Origin of the sequence: Spiroplasma chrysopicola DF-1, from assembly GCF_000400935.1 — a bacterium.
Lineage (GTDB): Bacteria > Bacillota_I > Bacilli_A > Mycoplasmatales > Mycoplasmataceae > Spiroplasma > Spiroplasma chrysopicola.
In genome coordinates, this window is record NC_021280.1 from 1,086,558 (window position 1) to 1,107,188 (window position 20,631).

14 protein-coding genes are annotated in these 20,631 nt (G+C 28.2%); 4 read left to right on the forward strand and 10 right to left on the reverse strand.

Annotated elements, in window-relative coordinates; genetic code table 4:
* Positions 1-936 (forward strand): ABC transporter permease subunit, encoded by a 936-nt coding sequence (locus tag SCHRY_RS05070; protein WP_016339386.1) that lies wholly within the window; start codon positions 1-3, stop codon positions 934-936.
* Between the two features lie 62 nt (positions 937-998).
* Here SCHRY_RS05070 and SCHRY_RS05075 read toward each other — a convergent pair whose 3' ends face one another.
* Together SCHRY_RS05075 and SCHRY_RS05080 are read right to left on the reverse strand one after the other, a co-directional pair.
* Complete coding sequence (locus SCHRY_RS05075; RefSeq protein WP_016339387.1) at positions 999-1,589, reverse strand: hypothetical protein; 591 nt, start codon at positions 1,587-1,589, stop codon at positions 999-1,001.
* A gap of 348 nt (positions 1,590-1,937) precedes the next feature.
* On the reverse strand, positions 1,938-3,545 hold the full coding sequence (locus tag SCHRY_RS05080; protein ID WP_016339388.1) for a hypothetical protein: 1,608 nt from the start codon (positions 3,543-3,545) through the stop codon (positions 1,938-1,940).
* A gap of 227 nt (positions 3,546-3,772) precedes the next feature.
* On the opposite strand from SCHRY_RS05080, the gene SCHRY_RS05085 reads away from it, so the two are divergent.
* Positions 3,773-4,819 carry an SLAC1 family transporter gene (locus SCHRY_RS05085; protein WP_016339389.1) on the forward strand — a complete coding sequence of 349 codons (1,047 nt, stop codon included), beginning with the start codon at positions 3,773-3,775 and terminating at the stop codon, positions 4,817-4,819.
* A 37-nt stretch (positions 4,820-4,856) separates the two neighbouring features.
* Here SCHRY_RS05085 and SCHRY_RS05090 read toward each other — a convergent pair whose 3' ends face one another.
* The 8 genes from SCHRY_RS05090 to rnmV form a co-directional block, all read right to left on the reverse strand.
* On the reverse strand, positions 4,857-8,312 hold the full coding sequence (locus SCHRY_RS05090) for an ABC transporter permease (protein WP_016339390.1): 3,456 nt from the start codon (positions 8,310-8,312) through the stop codon (positions 4,857-4,859).
* A 77-nt stretch (positions 8,313-8,389) separates the two neighbouring features.
* Positions 8,390-11,053, reverse strand: a complete 2,664-nt coding sequence (locus tag SCHRY_RS05095; protein ID WP_016339391.1) for a cation-translocating P-type ATPase — start codon at positions 11,051-11,053, stop codon at positions 8,390-8,392.
* A 138-nt stretch (positions 11,054-11,191) separates the two neighbouring features.
* Entirely contained in the window at positions 11,192-12,082 is an 891-nt protein-coding gene (gene fba / locus SCHRY_RS05100) for a class II fructose-1,6-bisphosphate aldolase (RefSeq protein WP_016339392.1), read from the reverse strand.
* Between the two features lie 330 nt (positions 12,083-12,412).
* Positions 12,413-13,243: a DNA-formamidopyrimidine glycosylase gene (gene mutM / locus SCHRY_RS05105; RefSeq protein ID WP_016339393.1), complete on the reverse strand. Its 831-nt coding sequence runs from the start codon at positions 13,241-13,243 to the stop codon at positions 12,413-12,415.
* A gap of 43 nt (positions 13,244-13,286) precedes the next feature.
* On the reverse strand, positions 13,287-15,890 hold the full coding sequence (gene polA / locus SCHRY_RS05110) for a DNA polymerase I (protein ID WP_016339394.1): 2,604 nt from the start codon (positions 15,888-15,890) through the stop codon (positions 13,287-13,289).
* A gap of 55 nt (positions 15,891-15,945) precedes the next feature.
* Entirely contained in the window at positions 15,946-16,707 is a 762-nt protein-coding gene (locus SCHRY_RS05115) for a GHMP family kinase ATP-binding protein (protein ID WP_016339395.1), read from the reverse strand.
* On the reverse strand, positions 16,692-17,537 hold the full coding sequence (rsmA, locus tag SCHRY_RS05120) for a 16S rRNA (adenine(1518)-N(6)/adenine(1519)-N(6))-dimethyltransferase RsmA (RefSeq protein ID WP_016339396.1): 846 nt from the start codon (positions 17,535-17,537) through the stop codon (positions 16,692-16,694). Before rsmA ends, SCHRY_RS05115 begins: the two co-directional genes overlap by 16 nt.
* A complete protein-coding gene (gene rnmV, locus SCHRY_RS05125; protein ID WP_016339397.1) occupies positions 17,512-18,060 on the reverse strand; it encodes a ribonuclease M5 in 549 nt (182 codons plus the stop codon). The genes rsmA and rnmV overlap by 26 nt, the downstream gene beginning before the upstream one ends.
* A gap of 117 nt (positions 18,061-18,177) precedes the next feature.
* On the opposite strand from rnmV, the gene mreB (SCHRY_RS05130) reads away from it, so the two are divergent.
* Together mreB (SCHRY_RS05130) and mreB (SCHRY_RS05135) are read left to right on the forward strand one after the other, a co-directional pair.
* On the forward strand, positions 18,178-19,224 hold the full coding sequence (mreB, locus tag SCHRY_RS05130) for a rod shape-determining protein (protein ID WP_016339398.1): 1,047 nt from the start codon (positions 18,178-18,180) through the stop codon (positions 19,222-19,224).
* A 246-nt stretch (positions 19,225-19,470) separates the two neighbouring features.
* A complete protein-coding gene (gene mreB, locus SCHRY_RS05135; RefSeq protein WP_016339399.1) occupies positions 19,471-20,529 on the forward strand; it encodes a rod shape-determining protein in 1,059 nt (352 codons plus the stop codon).
* The last annotated feature ends 102 nt before the right edge of the window (positions 20,530-20,631 follow it).

The following is a 20,631-nucleotide window of genomic DNA, read 5'->3' on the forward strand; positions in this document are numbered from 1 at the left end:
ATGAAGAAAAAAGTTTTTGGTGAAAATTTAAACATTATTCGTAATCATTTACGACTTAATTGAAAACTAATCTTATTTTTTGGATTATTTTGATTGCTTATAACAATAATATTACTTTCTATGACTTTAATATCACACGTTAATGGTGTAAAAGTTCCTGTTATTGCTAATATTTCAGCAGAAATTAGAACCCAAAGTTCCTCATCTGGCGATAACCTAACTTCAATTTCAAATATGTTAAATTGAGGTTTATTTGGTGGCCCAGGAATATCTTTTTTTGCTATTTTTAGTCTTGTATTAATTAATAAAAGTTTTTTAAAAGAGCTTAATAATAGTCAAATTAGTTTTTGATTAACACTGCCACTATCAAAAAAACAAGTTTTACATGGAAAAATATCTTATATCTTGATATCTAACTTAATTATTTTTATTCCTTCTTATTTAATAGTTCTAATTTTTGCAGGAATTAGTTATGATGCTAATAGTTGATTTGGTTATGTTGCCCTTTATGGACTTCAGTTCATTATATTTATTTTTCTATTAATAACACTCTACTTTTTAATCTCTAATTGTTTATCTGATAAAACAATGGTATCTAATATCATTAATTCTCTAATAATATTTTGAATTTTAGTAACATGAATAATTTCATTAATTTATGATATGAATCCAGAAACATTTAAAACATTAAAATATTTTCAATATGTCTCATTACAATCGCTAATTGTTATTCCTATTAAGTTTTCACAAAATGATATTGCAGAAAAAATTGTAAAACAATTACCAGATGGAAATACATTAACATTAGTAATTAATAAACACTTGAGCTTTAATAATATTGCAATATCAGTTTGTACAGTTATGACACCAATTATGACAGTAGGTTTGGTTTGAATAAATATTCTACTATTTAAAAATAAAAATTTAAATCTATAACTATAATAAAATATGATTAAAAAGATGCAGTAGTATGCATCTTTTTATTTATTATATTCATATTATCCTAAAAGAAATTGAATTGAATCAACTTTTGATGCTGTAGAACATTCATGTACTGAACCCGCAGTTCGAGCATATATATAGGAAATTAATTCAAGAGCTGTAATTCCTTCTTCATCATTATAAACAGCTTTTAAAGTTAAAGAAATTTTACTTGTCTGATGTCCCCAACCACTTCATTGGTCATTAGTATCACTAAATTCCCAAATTCTAGAATTAATTGTGCTCTTTTCACTTTTAAATGTTAATTGTAAAGTATCTTTAAATCATGGGTTTTTATATGGATGAAAAGCAAAATAGCCATGAGCATTCGCATATTTTGATTTATTAATTATATCATATCAACTAATTTTAGCCATTGCTTTAGTTACTGTTTTTGTATCAGGTTTCTCATCGGTGCCACTAGAAGCTGTTACAACTGAATGATTTATTCCTACTTTGTCTCAAATATTATTTAATGTTCTTGTTTTTGTATTAAAGTTAGCTACGGCAAAATTATTATTTTGATTATTTTCGTTTAATAGGTTAGTCGTTAAAATTCCTGAACCTGTTAAACTAATTGTGCTTATAATTATTAATAAATTTTTCATGATAAATTCCTTTCTTCAATTATAAAGATCTTTATATCTTCAATAACTTAATATTCCCTAGATAAAATCGGCAAGAGTTAAGAACTTAACTTGTATGCAGCAAACCGCTTTAAAATCTAAATATTCAAGATAAAAAATATATTAATTTTTAAAATTTTAATTATGCAAAATTTCTTAAACTGCTAAGCGGTTTAAATTTTTATCCTTATAAAATTTTCCGGATAAATTCAAGGAATTCTCTTAAACTCTTAGGTAAATTATATTTTAAATATTTACTAAATTAAAAATATTTAAATGGCATTATTAAAAAATAGATTGTATGATGGTTAATTATGATAAATCATTAGTTTATTTAGAATTTAATTCATAAATTACATTATCACTAGTTCCAGCTAAGATATTTTTATTAAAATTTAATTGGATAAATGCACTAATATTACCACTAAGCGGTTTTTCATTGCTCTGTTTAACTTTTGCTTTGATTGTTCCATCACTATTTAATTGATAAACAAATTTATTACTAGTCCCAACAAGAATTGTATTATCAGCTAATTGAACAATTGATTGAACCCCACCATCAAATTTTTCACCATTAGGTTGACCCTTTTCATCCTGAATTATTCCATCAGAGTTTAAATAATAAATCGTTCCTCTGAAACTTATCGTAAAAATATCACCCTTACTTGTTAATAATAAAGTATATAATAAAGAATCAAAATGTTTACCATTAGGTTGTTGAACTTTATTTTTTATCATAGCATTACTATCTAACGAATAAACGCCATTTTTGGTAATCGCAAGGAACTCACCATTTGATAACTCTACTATTTTTTCAATTGTATTTTCAAACATTCTTCCCACAGGTTGGGTAACTTCTTCAGTAATTACCCCTAATTCATTTAATCGATAAATTGTTGAATCAATAGTTGCTAAAATAGTTTTATTTTTTAATTGAATAATCGACGAAACTTTAGTAAAATTTTTAAATTTGTCTTGTGCAACTGGACTTTTAACTATACCATCATTTTTTAATTGATAGATTTGATTATCAGATCCAGCTAAAATTAATCCATTATCTAACTCAAGAAAAGCGGTAATTGGTTTAGCAAATTTTTCATTTACTTTTCTATTAACAGTTCCAATATTAGGATTAAAAACATAATAGCGCACTTCAATTGAAGTATTATTAACTATATAATATTCACTTGTTTCTTTAACTTTAATATTTGCTTTATCTTCAATGTTTGAATCTTTAACAACTTCAATTTCAGCAATTTTTAAAGTTGTATTTTTTGCTTGCAAAGTATCTAAAATTGTCGCTAGAGAATTATCTTTAATTGTTCCTAGATCAACATTAACCAAGTCAGCACTTAAACTTATTCTATTATTATTTGGCTCCTTAAAATAATTCGGGTTATGGTTTGTACTAAAATATCACCCCAATGTCCCGCCAACCACAGCAAAAAGCAACAAAAAAACTAAACCAAAAATTAAAATAATTTGTCGTAGTTTAGACATTTGAATTAAATGATGACGGTTTAAAATTATTATTTGTTGATTAAAATGGTGTTTTGCCAATTTATAGGCATCCTCATTTATCTTATTTGTAATTGGTAAGTAATCATTTTTTATTTTTTTTTGCTTAATTAAATCAATTGTTGCTTGGGATAAGATTATTTTATCATTTACTATTTTAATTTTAGTTGTTCCTTCTTCATGATATAAGTCTTTTTTTCATACAAAAACATACGATGAATTTTTACAAAAAATTAGGGCAAAAGGAACTATCCCATTGTCTTCCTCTAGTGTTCGATTTTTATCAATTTCACAAATTAATAAATCTAAATTTTTTAAATCATTTACCTTATTTTCTTTTAAATAGTTAACAACTTTTTTAAACTTATTTTGGCAAATATGACACATGCTATTGTAAAAAATCTGCATTCTATTTTTCATGTTTACCTCCAAATATTAAAATATAAGTAATATAATTATATCTTTTGATAGATAATTAAAAACTAAAAACTAAAAACTATTTAAAAAAAAAAAAAAAAACGGTAAAATTTGGTAAATTCTTTTTTACCATTTTATAAATCCTATTTGCATTAATTATTCTTAACTTTAAATTCAATAATTATGTTATAATTTATTAATATAATTTTTATAAGCTAGGAGCTAGCACCATGGAAAAACATAAAGCATTTTTAAACTACATCCCTTTTTCATTATTATCAATTTCATTAGGCTTATTAACTCTAGGAAACGGTTGAAATGCTTTTGGTAATTTTTTTAGTCTTTCAACAAAATGAATTACCTATTTAACTTTTGCTTTGTCTCTTTTTATTTTCTTACTAATAACAACAAAATGAATTGTTAATTTTAAATCAGTTCAACAAGAATTTCAAAATAATTTAAATGATGCTGCAATAATTGGTTTTTTACCAATCACAGTTTTAGCAATCAGTAAATTTATTTTAACAAAACAAGATTTAAATAATCTAAATACCGGTTGAATATATTATTTTGGTATTACGATTTGATGAATTGGATTAATCTTAGCTTTTAGTTTTTTTATTGTTTGATTATTCTTACATTTTAAAAATTTTAAACTAGTTAACGCAACCGGTAGTTGATACATTCCAACAATTGGAATTATAATTTGTAGCACTTTTGAGTTAAAATACCTTGGTCCAGGATATTTAGTATTTTTACAAGTTTTGTGATACCTTAATTTTGTAATATTCCTTGGGTTAACAATCTTAATGTTAATTAGTTATTTTAAAACAAAAGACCATGAGATGTTAAGATCACTTTTTATTTTATTAATTGGGTTAGATGTTTTAATGTATATTACTTATGACTATACTTTTATTAAAAGTGGTTATAATGAAAACTATTGAATGATCTTAATAATTGGCGTTTTTGCAATTGCCGCTAGTTTTGCTTTTTACCTTCTAATTGTTAAAGATTTTTTAACTAAACAATTTAATCCCAAATTAACCAGTTATGCTTTCCCGTTAGCAATTTCAGCAATTGGTAAAATTACCTACGGTCAAAGCCTGGGGGCAATTAGTAGCCCCAAATATGCTGATACTATTATTTATATTTTTCAATATTGATCAATTTGTGAAATCATTTTAACCTCAATAATTTTTCTTTATTTAATTGGTAATTTAACATTCCATTTTGGTAAAAAATATTGAGAGCTACAGAGGAAAAAAGTAGGCTAGATTTTAAATCTAGCCTACTTTTTTCCTAATTATTGATTTAATACATAGTAATATTAGTTAAAGCATTGCGTTTAATTTGCCAAATTCCTAAACTGACAATTGTACACAAAATAATTCCAATCGCTAAACTAGCATATAGAACAACTGATAAGGAAAATTCTGGAATAATTAATAAACCATTCTGCATAAATAAAACTTTTAAAATAATTCACCAGGCAATTTGAGCTAGACCAAAGCTGGCAGCATAACCTATTAAAATCGCAAAAAAGTAAAATCCTAAAACAATTAAAATAATTTTATGCGTTGGATATCCTAATACTTTCATTGTTAGAATCGTTCGGCGATTTTCATCTAACACCATCCCAATTAAAACAGCCAAAATCAGGGCAACAATTAAAATAGTTAAACCTTCTAAGACCGTTAGGATTTCACTAACCGTCTTCATTCCCTCTTGATAACTTTCTCGGAGCATATCAAAGGGAAAAATACGATTAAAATTATTTAAAACTTTTAAATTAGCCCTTAAATCAGCAACTCGGGTTGGATCTAATTTTTTCTGTTCATTGTACATTGTAAAATCATAATTATTTGTTAATGAATAAGAAGAAATAATTCGATATGGTTGTAAGACACTCCCATTCTTACTTTTTTTTGAAGCAATTGCATTATTGTAATTGTTATCATCAAAGATTTCCCCTTTGCCAGTAATTTTTACTCATTGATTCATTACTCGAACTAAAGAGTTTTTGTTCATATAAATATTAGCTGAATTAATATCACCTAAGTTATCCCCAACAATTTTAAATGCAATCGGAACATAACCAATTGTATTAGTAATTTGGGCTTTTAAGGTAAATATTTGACCCGGCTGCGCTTGCATAGCTTGATATAACCTTGTTGATAAAATGACTGGAATTGGTTCATTTATTGCCTTATTTAAATCACTAATTTGCAATGGGTTTGGATTAATATCATAACCAAAGACTTGTTCTTGCAAATCATCTAATGATAATTTTTTTGATTTAAAATTAAATAATTGTTCACGTTCTGAACGGTTATTGGAAAGGCCAACTAATCCTAACCTTGTAATTGGATTTTTAGCATTAGCAACATCGCTTGCCTGTCAGCGCGCTGGACTTGAAATGTAGGGAAAATCATACTTAGGATTATAAACCATATAAGGGCCAAAATAGACATCCGGATAATTTCCATCAGTCAAGGTTTTAATATTACGAATTAAATTAACCACCCCAATTGCTGCTTGAATATCTCCCTTCGTTAAATTCCCCTGGTTAATTAAAATTTCTTGATAAAGGGGATTTTCTAACATTTCTTTAATCCTATTTCAACCATTAACTAGTTGGCCATTATTGCCTAGCATTTGATAATCAACAAGAGCTTCAACCGTTTGGGAAGATAAATAAGGGTATTTTCCATCAACAACACGAATTTTACTATGATAATCTGTTTTATTAATATTTCCGATAATATTTAAAAAATCTCCACACCCCTTACCAGTACTTGTCAAAGTCATTAAACAAGTTAAGGGATTAGGGAAATTAAATTTGGTTGAATCTTCTAAAATATCAGCTTGATGATAATATTGTTCGACTTGATCTTGATTTATTCACTGATAACTTTCTTTGTTTTGAGATTGAACTGCTATTTCTTGCTGATCATATGAAGCAATTAAATAAGATTTAATGTCGTCTTTAAAATAACGGAAAGAATCTTTAACAAATTTTTGGGCCATAACATCAGCATCAAGTTGAAAAATTAATAAGAACGAGGCAAAAGCTAAAACAACCATTACCATAATTCATTTTCCAAGGGATTTCAAGGCAAATGTAAATGATAAATGAGCATTAAAAGATAACCCTAAATGGTAATAGCGTTTTGCTTTTTTAACCTTTTTATAGCGCACATGTAGATTTGTGGCTTTTAAATCATAAATTAAATCTAATGCTGAATTTTTTAAAAGCGAATATGAAATAATAAAAGCTAAAATCGCAAAGCAAAGCGGAATAACTAAAATTGTGATGATAAAAATTAACGGATTAAAGTAAAATAATGTTAATGAAATTCCGATACTATAAAGATTAGAAGCTGTAAAATACATTTGAAATGGCATTGAAAGGACTCAACCAATTAAACATCCAATTAAAGTGGCCAAAGCAATATTAATAATAAAAACAATCGATAATTGATGGCGACCATATCCTAATGCTTTTAAGACCCCAATTTGTTTTTTCTGCATATGAATATCTTTTTTAATAAAAAAAGCAATAATAAAGATAATTATAATTGAACACGCAAAGGCAATTGAACCATCAATAATAAAAGTTGTATTTGCTAACATCACAGTATCCCCAGCATAAGTTGAATTAAAATCAAAAATTGCATTATCGGGGGAAATAAAATTCTTACTTAATAAGTTACTTAAAACTTCTGTTTTTTGGGCAAAATTAGGACTACCTTCCATTTTGATAAAAGCTGTCATAATTTCGGTCCCTGTTCCAAAGTTATACTTAATTTGATTATAATCATCATCATTTAAAAATAACAACGAACCATTCTTTAAACTAACACTCTCTTTTTGATTAGCAATTACTGCTAGACTAGCCAAATTTGGATAGATTGTGCTATAACGACTTGCCCAACCTTTAATTTGATATTGCAACCCTACACTATCTAAAAGATTAAAGCTATCTCCGACCGCTAAATTTTTATACTGACCATATTGTTGGGTTAAATAAACTGTTCGGGTCGGAGTATTATTAACAACTTTTTGATGATATGAATCATAGACACGATTAAATGAACTTGTAAACATATTTAAATTCATTCAATCATCACCATAATACATCTCATCAAAATTTTTAGCGATTGGTGTTGCATTAAAATATTGATTTTGAGCTGATAAATCTTTGATTACAAATTGATAATTTAAACTAAAAGCGATTTGAGCACTAAGATTATTACTTTCTAAAAAACTTTTCCCTTGATTGTTAAAAAGATAACTTAATAAAAGGCTTTCTAAATTTTGATTAAAATTTTTCGCTAAAGTTGTAAAAGCTGCTGTTCCAGTGCTTGGATTTAAATAACTTGGTGCTTTTGTTCATTGACAAAGCCCATCATCTTTACTACATTCTAATTTTCCAAGATCACTTTTAATGGTATTAAAATTTAATTCTAAATTATCAATTGCTGTTGAGTCATAAAAAAATTCCAAAAAAGTTCGGTTGGCAAGATTAATCTCATTATCACCTTTTTTAATAACATTATTATCAACATATAAACTTGTTAAGTTTATTTCATAGTCATAACTTCCACTTTGTTTTGCTAAGTTATTAATTCCGTTTTGAACTTGAAAAACAGCAGAAAATAATGCCGTAAATGTCATTACTGCTGTGATAATAAAAAGAATTAACCCGATTAATTGGGTAATTTTTTTTGTAAAACCTCGTGTTGCTTCTTTAACTAAATTTTTCATTTCCAAAACCTACTTGTTTTATCTTACCCTAAAATTATAATTTAGTTGATAAATAATTAAAAAAATAATTGTTTTTTTTATCGCCCAATTGCCTTACGAATTTGATCATAAGCTAAAAGCATTAATAGTGGTCCTGTCATCATTGCCATTGCCACTAAAGTCATTTGTCATGAGACTGTTGGAACAGTAATATATTGTTCTCCTGATGGCGATAATAAGAAAATTTGATTAACTCCTGGAGTGTAAATAATCATAAAGTTTAATGCTAAGGCAATTAGCGATGCTCCTAATAAATAGTAGTTAACTTTCCCTCATTTATGATGAGCTTTAATTCGATAGTTTGGTAATTGTAAAGCAAAAACATAAATGGCTGGTGTACAAGTCATCACTAAGATTGTTGCCATTTTAGCACTATCTAAATCTTGGAAGACTTCCCGACCAATAAAGAATGTTCCAACAACTGTTAAAGTTGTTGTTAGAGCTACAAATAAAATTGTTATTCAACTATTTGTAAAAAATGATTCTTTCTTATTACGTGGTTTATCAAGCATCAAACGATTGTCATTACTATCAAAACCAATTGGAACTGCTAAAAGTGTTTCAATAATTAAGTTAAATCATAAAATATTAACTGAATCAAACGGTTTTATTCCAGCTGTTAATGAAATAATTAAAAAAGCTAGAACATTAGCAATGTTCGCTGAAATAACAAAAGCTATTGCGCGTTTAATTTTTTGATAAACATTCCGACCTTCTTCAACTCCTTTTAAAATTGTTGAAAAATTATCATCTTGTAAAATAATATTAGCAGCTTGTTTTGAAACATCTGTCCCAGTAATTCCCATCGCCACACCAATATCAGCTTTACTTAAACTTGGTGCATCATTAACCCCATCACCAGTCATTGACACAACATAATTTAAAGCTTGTAAACAATTAACAATCCGTGTTTTATGTTCAGGATTAACACGAGCAAAAATACTAATATCATTAAATTTATTTTTTAATTCCTCATCATTTAATTCATCAATTTCTGCTCCGGAAATAACATTTGCACTAGAACTAGCTAAATTTAATTGTTTGGCAATTGCTAAGGCAGTATCTTTATGGTCCCCAGTAATCATCATGACACGAATTCCTGCTTGATGGGCAGCAGCAATCGCAGTAATTGCTTCTGGGCGTGGGGGGTCAATCATTCCAACAGCACCTAAAAAAATTAAATCTTTTTCTAAATTATCTTTATTACCATCGAATTTTTTATACGCAAAAGCTAGAACCCTTAAAGCATCTAATGACAAATTTTTTGCAGCATGCAATAATTCTGTTTTAATTTCCGCTGTTAAAGGAACTACTTTGTCATTTTGATAAATTTTTGTACATTTTTTTAGTAACTCATCAATTGCCCCTTTGGTGTAAACATTTTCACTATTACCAATCACATTAATTGTTGACATTAATTTTCGTTCGGAATCAAACGGAATTTCACTAATTCTTTTATGTTTTTTCCGTCATTCGCTTTCCTTAATTGTATAACGGCGAGTAAAATCAACTAATGCAATTTCTGTTGGGTCCCCAATTTTTTCATTTTTTTCATTAATAGCATCATTACATAACGTTAAACTATTAATAAAATGTTCATCATGTAATGAATTATTATATTTATATCCTTCACTATCAATTGTAATATTATTAAAAATGATTTTTTTAACAGTCATTTTATTTTGCGTTAAAGTTCCTGTTTTATCTGAACAAATAACATTAACTGAACCTAAAGTCTCAACAGCATCTAATTTTTTAACAATAACATTAATTTTTGACATGCGCTTTGTTGATAATGATAGAATTACCGTTACAATCACAATTAATGATTCTGGAATAACAGCAATCGCAATTGTAACTGAAGTCATTAAATTAACTGGTCAATTTGGACGATCGGTAAAGAAGAAAAAGAGAAAGACACCAACTGCTAAAAATAGGGCAAAGATACTAACAAACTTTGTTAACTTTGCTAATCTTAATTGTAATGGTGTTTTTTCTTGTTTAGCCCCAGCTAAACCAGCCGCAATTTTTCCAATTTCACTATTAACAGCATTAGCAACAACAACTCCAACCGCACGGCCATTCGTAACAAATGTTGACATAAAAGCCATATTATGTTGTTCTGCTAAAACCAATTTATTTTCAGTAATAATTTTGGCATGCTTTTCAACTGGAACTGATTCCCCTGTTAAAGCTGATTCATCAATTTGTAAATTGCTGGCCTGAATAATCCGCAAATCAGCAGGAACATATTTCCCGGCTTCTAAAATAACAACATCTCCGGTTACTAATTCACTTGTGGGAATTTCAAAAACTTCTCCATCACGAATAACAACTGCTTTTGGAACTGTCATTTGTTCTAAAGCTGCTAATGATTTACGCGCTTTAACTTGTTGAATTGTTTGAATAATTGCATTTAAAAAAACAATTGAAATAATAACCAAAAAGTCAATTAAATGTACTTCATTTGAGATTACTTTTTCAATTACAACTGAGCTAATTCCTGCGACAATTAGAATTATTGAAAGGGGGTCTAATAAGGCTAATAAAATTAAAACAATTCATGGTTTATTTTTTGGTTTTGGTAACTCATTCTTCCCATTTTGCGTTAATCTTTCTTGAGCGGTTTGTTTTGATAATCCTTTATCTAAATTAGTTGATAATTCTTTTACTAATTCTTCGTTTTCTCGATTAAATCACATCTAATTCAACGCCTGCTTTCTAGTTTTACTTAATATAATTATAATCTAATTCTAGCGATGTCACCAATAAATTAAATTTTCTGTTTTTAACAATAAAAAAACATCTAAGATTAATCTTAGATGTTTTAGCGATTAAAACTAGGCTTTCCCTTTGCTTCCAAATCATTCAGTTAATTCATTAAAAGTATCTTTAATTGCGTCACAACCTGGTTTTAATAATTTACGTGGATCAAATCCTTTTCCATTTTCTGGTAAGTCTTTTCCTGCTTCAATATATTTTCTTGTTGCCTGCGCAAAAGCGATTTGTAATTCTGTATTAACATTAATTTTACTAATTCCTAATGAAATTGCATGAATTACTTGTTCTTTTGGAATTCCACTTCCCCCGTGTAACACCATTCCAAGTTTTGCTGCTGCTTGAATTTGTTCTAAGGCTTCAAAATTTAATCCTTTTCATCCTGCTGGATATGGTCCATGAATGTTCCCAATTCCAGCTGCTAAAAAATCAATTCCAGTTGCAACCATAATTGTTGCTTCTTTTGGATCAGCGATTTCCCCTGTCCCAACAACTCCATCTTCTTCTCCACCAATTGTTCCAATTTCCGCTTCAACTGAAACTTCATAGTGTTTTGCATATAATAATACTTCTTTTGTATTACTCAAGTTTTCTTCAAATGGATGATGACTTCCATCATACATTACTGATGAGAATCCAGCATCAATTGCTTTTTTACAACTTTCTACAGTTTGACCATGGTCTAAATGTAACGCTACAGGAACGGTAATTTGTAATGCGTCTAGTAATTCATTTACTAAGCTAGCAACAACTTTATACCCTCCCATGTATTTAATTGCTCCTTCTGAAGCTCCTAAAATAATTGATGTATTACTTGCTTGGGCTGCTTCTAATAATGATTTTGTTCACTCTAAGTTATTAATATTAAAATGTCCAACAGCATATTTCCCTTTATGCGCTTTATCTACAATCCCACTTGCATTCACTAATCTTGAATGATATATTCTTGCCATTTTAATTTTTCCTCTCTTTAAATTATGTTCTATGACTTCTTTTATTATAACTCTTTTTTTAAAAAGTAACATCAAACAGATATTTTTATTATGAATTATTACAATTTACCTAAATTTACCATTTTATTTATAATTATTATCAACTTTTTATTTAAAACTATTATCATTAAAAAATCTTATGCTATGATATGTGTATTATATGGCAACATATAATACACATATATTTATTAACATGGATAGTTTACTTTCCAATTAATAAATATATAAATCCATTCATAAATAGTTTTTCATAGTTTTTCTATAGGATTATTGCAACAGCAATAATCTTTTTTATTTTAATTTTTGACAATCAGGGCAATAATACGTTCCCCGACCATTAATAAATATTTTTAAAATTGTTGTTGCACAAAGTGGACAAGCTTTTTTTGCTTGACCATGGACTTGTAATTCATTAACAAATTTACCATCAATTCCTGGTTCAGGATGATATGTAGCAATGGTTGTTCCTCCCGCAGCAATCGCTTGGGTTAAAACAGCTCGAGTATTATCGATAATATTTTGATAATCTTGGTCGTCAAGATTTTTTGTTTTTTCCCCAGGATGAAGTTTTGACGCAAATAAAATTTCATTAGCATAAATATTACCAATCCCAACAATAACATTTTGTTCTAACAAGGTTGTTTTAATTGGTTGATTTTTATTAGCTCAGTATTTTTTTAAATATGCAACAGTAATATTTTGATCAAACGGTTCTAATCCTAATTTATTTAATGGCGGGTTTGTTAAATAATTAACTTTATCATATAAATGCATTGTTCCAAATTTACGGGTATCATGATAACGCAATTGCATTTCCCCATCCAATTCAAAAATAACCATGATATGTTTTCACTCACCATCATCGTCTTTTTGGTTAAAATAATATTTCCCTTCCATTCGTAAATGACTAATTAAAACATAGTCATTTAAAATAATTAAAAGATGCTTCCCCATTCGTTCAACATCATTAATTGTTTGGCCAATCACTTTTTCCCGGAAAGTTTCCGGATTATCGGTTTTAATAATCTTATTTCAAAAAATTAAACAATCTGTAATTGTTCGTCCTTTGAGATTTTTTAATAAAATTTTACGAACCGTTTCAACTTCTGGTAATTCTGGCATACTTAATCCTTCTTTCTTTTTGTAAAGTACTTATATTATAATTTTATTTTAATTGATATCAAGATGTTCCTTCTGCCATGTCAACAGTTAATTTAACACTTAGTTTTGTTGAATTTTCCATTAAATCTTTCACCAAAGCTTTTACTTGTGTTAATTCTGTTTTTGGGATTTCAAAAATTAGTTCATCGTGAATTTGAGCAATAATTTTTGTTTTTAACTTTAAACGTAGTAATTCTTGATCAATATTTTTTAAAGCAATTTTAATAATATCAGCCGCTGTTCCCTGAATTGGCATATTCATTGCAATCCGTTTGCCAAATTCACGTTGCATATAATTAGCATCATTAATTTCTGGAACATAGCGTTTACGGTTAAACATTGTAACAACATAACCATTATTCTTACAAAACTCAACTTGGCTATCAATAAAATTTTTAATTGTCGGGAATTGTTGATAATAATTTTGAATAATTTCTTTTGCTTGCGGGACAGAAATATTTAAATCATTTGCTAGTCCAAAATCACTAATCCCATAAATAATTCCAAAATTAACTGCTTTTGCACTTCGACGAATTGCTGGGGTAATTTCCGCTCTTTTTAAATTGAAAATTTTCATCGCCGTATTAGTATGAATATCTTCACCAGCATTAAAAGCTGCTAACATATGGTCATCTTTTGACATATCAGCTAAAATTCGTAATTCAATTTGTGAATAATCTGCTGATAATAAAATATTATCTTCCGATGAGACAACAAAAATTTTACGAACTTCTTTTTGAATTTCATCGCGAATACTAATATTTTGCATATTAGGTTCAACTGAGGATAATCGTCCTGTTACTGTTAAAGTTTGTTTATAAATTGTATGAACTTTCCCATCTTGGAAAAGGTACTTTTCCATGCCTTTTAAATATGTTGAATATAATTTTTGATATTTACGATAATCCAAAATTTTACTAATAATTGGGTGACTTAACTTAATTGTTTCTAAAACTTCTTGGGCTGTTGACCCTTTCTTGTAATCTTTTAATTGTAAATCTTGATACAATAATTCTGATAATTGTTTAGGAGAATTAGGATTCACTTCTTTATTGGCAATTGTATTAATTTCGCGGTTTAAATCATTAACAATTTGTTCAATTCGAACAGTTTGTTTTGATAACTCCTGTTGGTCAACTTTCACCCCTGCTCGTTCCATTCGTGCTAAAGCAAATGTTGTTGGCAATTCAATATCATAATACAACTGGTACTGATTATTATTTGTTAATAATGTAACAATCTTTTCGCGTAGCATGTGAATGTAATTAGCTTTCTCCCCAATAAAGTAACTTAATTTATTAAGATCTGTTGGAATCGTTTTTTTAACCCCTTTACCATAAAATAATTCATCAGATAAAATTTGTTTTTTAGCAAATAAATTAATGTAATTATCAAGAGTATTTCTTGTATTTGAATTATAAATATAACCAGCTAACATCATGTCATAACTAATATTATTAATGGTAATGTTATCACGCCCTAACCCAACAATTAAGCTTTTGGCGTTATAAGTAAATTTTTGATAATTTTCGTTTGCTAAAAAAGCGTGAAAACTTGTATCAAATTTAGCACTCGTGTAATCAAAATAGAAAATACCATGAGAATTAACAATCCCAAACCCAATAAGTTCTGAGAGATGATAATTTTCATCAAACAATTCTAAAAAAACAGTTGTCCCATCTTCATTTCATTGCTCATTTCATTCTGTAATAACTTTAACTTCTAAACTCTGTTTGACTGGTTCATTATTATTGTAAAGTTTTGTAACATAGGAATTCATATTATATTTTAAATAAAAATCTAGTAATTTTTCTTTGTTAACTTCTAGTTTACTAAAAGCAAAATCTCCTAAATCTAAATCACATAAAATTGTTGCTACTTTTTTACATAATAACGCTTCATCTTGATGACTAATTAAATTATTTTTTAAATTACCCTTAATATTGTCAATATTTTGATAAATATTTTCAATCGTTTGATATTCCTTAATTAGTTTAATCGCTGTTTTCCCACCAACTCCCGGAATTCCTTTTAAATTATCTGAGGGATCGCCCATTAAACCTTTTAAATCAGGAACTTGTTCGGGACTAACTTCTCATTTATTTAATAGCGCTGTTTTATCAAAAATATCAGCACTATCCCCTTGGCGTGGGATTAAAATATTTGTTTTATCGGTAATTAATTGAAATAAATCTTTATCACTTGATAAAATATCAACATAATAGTTTTGCGCTTCAGCTTGTTTTGCTAAACAACCTAATAAGTCATCCGCTTCATATCCTTCTTTTTCTAGGTATGGGATTTGGTAACTATCCAAAAATTCTTTGACAATTGGGAATTGTTGCACTAGTTCTTCTGGGGCTTTACTTCGTCCTGCTTTATAATCAGTAATTAAGTCATGGCGAAAATTAACTTTTCCTTTATCAAAAGCAACAACAACACTATAATAATTATTATCTTTTAAGATTTTATTTAACATATTAGCAAAAGCATAAACGGCATTCGTTGGGGTTCCATCTAAACTTTTTAACATTTCCCCGCTGTATGCTGTCGCATAAAAGGCGCGAAAGATTAATGAGTTTCCATCAATTAGTAAAATTTTATTCATTGTAATTTCTCCTTCCTTCAATTATAACTGATATAATTAATTTCAAAATTATTTCTTACCAAACTAAAAAAGAACCCCCACTCCCCGCGAGCATAACATGACTATAATTATTTTTTAAAGCTTGATATTTTTTCGCTAACTGCGGATTAAGATCAAAAGCTGGCTGTTGAAGGATATTATAATAGTTATTATTTCTATTAACTAGTTTTTGATAATAATCATATTTTTGATCTAATTGTTGAAAAACTGCTTGGGCATATGAAGGAATTTCAGAATTAATAATCTTAACATTTGTGATGGCAAATTTTTTAATTTGTTTCTTTGTTAATAGTTTTATTTTATTACCAACCCCTGATACAACTGCTGGCTTTGCAAAATAGAAAAAAAGCGCATCAGAACCAAGTTGTTTAACAATTTTTTTAACTTTTTTTGTTAAAAAATTAATTTTAAAAAAAGTACAACATAGTTTAATTACCCCAACCGCATTACTAGCAGAAAAACCTAACCCTGATCCAACTAAACTATTTTTTTCAAGTTCAAAATGCAAGGGAAATTCTCCAGTCTCTGGAAAAACCCTAACAAATAAATCGTAAGCCTTTAAGAGGCTATTATTATTGCAATCAATTAAAGGATTATTTGTTGTCACATACGTTTTAGCGATTGTACTTGGGGTTAAAATAATCCGGTCAAATTGTTTCTCATAGGGAAACATAATTGTTCTAACCTTATGAAGTTTTTGCCCTCGTTTTAATCTTTTAACATCAAGTTTTGTATTAATTTTACCAAAAGTTTTAATTTCAATTATTTTATTTGTCATGTTATTCACCCTTGGTAAATTTGATAAAAATCATTTAAGCTTAAATTTTCAGCCCGTAAATTTAGATTATATCCTAAATTATTTAAAACAGTTGTTGCTAGGGTTTTATCTTTTGTTATTGTAGCAAAATTATTTAAAATTGTTTTTCGCTTGTGGGCAAATAAAGTGCGAATAAATTCTAAAAATTTTGTTTCATTATCAATTACTAAGTTTTTTTTATTAAAAGTAAACGCCAACACAATACTATCAACTTTTGGGACAGGAAAGAAATTATTTTTCCCAACTAAACAAACTTTCTTAATATCACAATAATATTGACAAACAACTGATAAATTATTATATTGTTTATTATTTGGTTGGGCTAGAATTCGCTCGCCAACTTCTTTTTGCATCATTAAAATTAAAACTTTAATTTTTGGATTACTACTTGTTAACAATTTAAAAATAATTGGGGAAGTAATATAGTAAGGTAAGTTTGAAATAACGTTAACAACGTTAAAATCATCAAATTCTGCTGCCAATAATTGATTAATATCAACTTTTAAAATATCAGCTTTAATAATTTTTAAATTTTGGTGGTGAGCATATTTTTGTTGTAAAAATAAAACAAGTTTAGGATCAATTTCAATCACAACAACTTTGCCGGCTTTAATAATTATTTTATCGGTTAAAGCCCCCATTCCTGGCCCGATTTCAAGAATCGCTGTTTGTTCGGTGATGTTAGCAGCGTCAACAATATTATTAATAATATGCTTATTTTTTAAAAAGTTTTGCCCTTTACTTTTTTGGGGAATAATATCTTGCTTATTGTATTTTGTTGTTTGTTGCATTGTTTTTTTCCTCCAAAATTGTTCTAAGTTCTGTTTGTGTAATATTTAAATAAGTTAACCATTTATAAGTTTTTTTATTATTAACTGGTGGCCAATTATAATATGTTTGTAAAATTCGACGTTTATTACTATCCTCTACTATATTAACATATTCAGTTCAACTTAAACTAGGGTTATTATCGCCAGTAAATTGGATGACATTTCCTAAACTAGTTTTAATGTCCTCATCGCTAGCTTGGGCAATCCCCACTTTTTTATTACGAATCGCCTTATTTTTATCAATAAAAGCATGGTAACAATTATTATCTAAATAACTGCTAACAATATCACGAATTTTTTGACCTGGATAATCAGGGTCGGTAAAAATAATAATTTTATTTGTTAAACTCAGTTTTTTAATTAATGCTAAAGTTGCTGGGGAAATTGCGCTGCCGCTTGTTTCAATTGTCGCAATGGTTGGAAAAATATTTTTTATTTTAGCAGTATCGGTTTTTCCTTCCACAACAATGACTATTTTTTCCACAACTTTCCTCCAATAAAACTTTTCCTTATATTTATACCATTTTTGTAGTATAATTACATTACAGTATTATTTTAAAATATTAAATTTAAATTAGAAAATTAGGAGGCATTAATAAATATGGCTAATTATAAATTTGGAAAAGAGTACTCATTTCTAGCACTAGATCTTGGAACAGCAAATACAATTGCTTATGTTTCAGGACAAGGAATTGTCTATAATGAACCGTCATTAATGGCATATGATACATTGACTAACTCTTTAATAGCCTTGGGGACTGAAGCGTATAAAATGATTGGGAAAACCCATGATCACATTCGAATGGTAACACCATTAGTAGATGGAGTTATTTCAGATATGGAAGCAGCCCAAGATTTACTAAAACACATTTTTGGACGTTTAAAATTATCAAACATTTGAAAAAATGCGATTGTTGTTTTAGCATGTCCTAGTGGGGTTACTGAATTAGAACGTAGTGCATTAAAAGCAATTGCAAAAGATATGGGGGCAAGTTATGTTTTAGTTGAGGAAGAAGTAAAACTAGCAGCTTTAGGAGCTGGAATTAACATTGGTTTAGCACAAGGTAACTTAGTAATTGATATTGGTGGGGGAACAACAGATATTGCGATTTTATCAGCAGGAGATATTGTTATTTCACGTTCAATTAAAGTGGCCGGAAATCATTTTGATGCAGAAATTCAAAAATACATTCGTGCAGAATACAACGTTTTAATCGGAATTAAAACAGCAGAACAAATCAAAAAAGATATTGGATCATTAATTAAATTAGTAAATGAAAAACCAGTTCGTGTCTTTGGACGTGATATTATTACTGGTTTACCACGAGAAGTATTAGTAAAACCAGAAGAAATTAAAAACGTTTTATTAGCACCATTCTCAAGAATTACTGATTTATTAGTTGAAGTGCTTGAACAAACACCACCTGAATTAGCGGGAGACGTAATCCGTAATGGAATTACAATTTGTGGTGGAGGAGCTTTAATTAGAGGAATTGTAAAATACTTTGAATCAATTTTCCAATTAAAAGTTCGTACAGCAACAGACCCATTAATGTGTGTAATTGAAGGAGCCAAAACTTACGAGAAAAAACTTGGTGCTTTAGTCGAGCGCATTGAATTAATCGATGCAACAGAATATAAAATTTAAAGTGCGTTTGCACTTTTTTTATTTTTACGGAAAAAATATAGGAAATATAAATAATTGCAAAATCTTCTATACTTTTTTTAAAATAAAAGGTAAAATCTTAGTGTACTTTTGCAATTTTATTTTAGATAGTAAATATTGCAAAATTAATTTCAACTTATATAATAAAATTAATATATGGTGAAAAACATTATGTTAGATTTATATTAAATTATTTAAGTATAAACTGTCGGAAGGAGAATTACTAAAATGGCAATAACAGACGTATTAAAACAAACATTTAACATCCAACAAAGACCACCAAGAAAATTTATTGCAATTGACTTAGGAACAACTAAATCAATCGCTTACATTTCAGGTAAAGGGATTATTTTTAATGAAGCATCAGTAATGGCTTACGAAGTTGGAACAAAAAAATTAGTTGCAATTGGTGATGATGCCAAAAAATTAATTGGAAAAACACACGATAAAATCGAGATTTTTACACCATTAAAAAATGGAGCAATTACAGATTTAAGTGTTGCTGAAGAATTTATTCAACATATCTGTAATAAAGCAAGAGTTGCTGACTTATGAAAAGGAGCAATTGTCTTAATTGCTTGCCCAAAAGGAGTAACAGATTTAGAAAAAAAAGCACTTATTGATATGTGTAAAAACTTAGGAGCAGATTTTGTTGAAGTTGAAGAAGACTCATTAATGAGTGCCTTAGGAGTTGGGGAAAACATTTTTGCACCAAAAGGAACATTCATTCTTGATATTGGTGGGGGAAAATCAAGCTGTGCAATTATCTCAGCTGGTGGAATCGTTGAAAGCCGTTCAATTAAAATTGCTGGAAACTACATTGATGAAGAAATCATGAAATTTGTTCGTGCAAAACACACAATTTCAATTGGAATTGTAACTTCAGAACAAATTAAAAAACAAATTGGATCATTATTTAAAACAAAAGATTCAAAAAAAATGGTAATCTTTGGTCGTGATGTTGTAACTGGAATGCCAAAAGAAACAGAAATTACAGATACTGAAATTAGAAAATTATTAGTAAGTATCTTTGCTTCAATTACGGAGTTAGTTACTGATGTGTTAGAAAAAACACCTTCAGAATTAGCTGGTGATGCTGTTGCTAACGGAATTATTATTACTGGAGGTTCTTCACAAATTAGTGGAATGAAAGACTACTTTGCTGATTACTTCAAAATACCTGTACGTGTTGCAAAAAACAGCCAAACAGCTGTAATTGATGGATGCATCGCTTATGAAAAAAATATTCGTCAACGTCTAATTGATGAAAACAAAAAAAACAGATAAAAATACTAAACATCAAAATAAAACAAATAATAAAAAGTTTTATAACGATGTTTTTTTTATGCTTTCTCCCATTTTCTACAAGCAAAAAATCCTTCTTTTTAA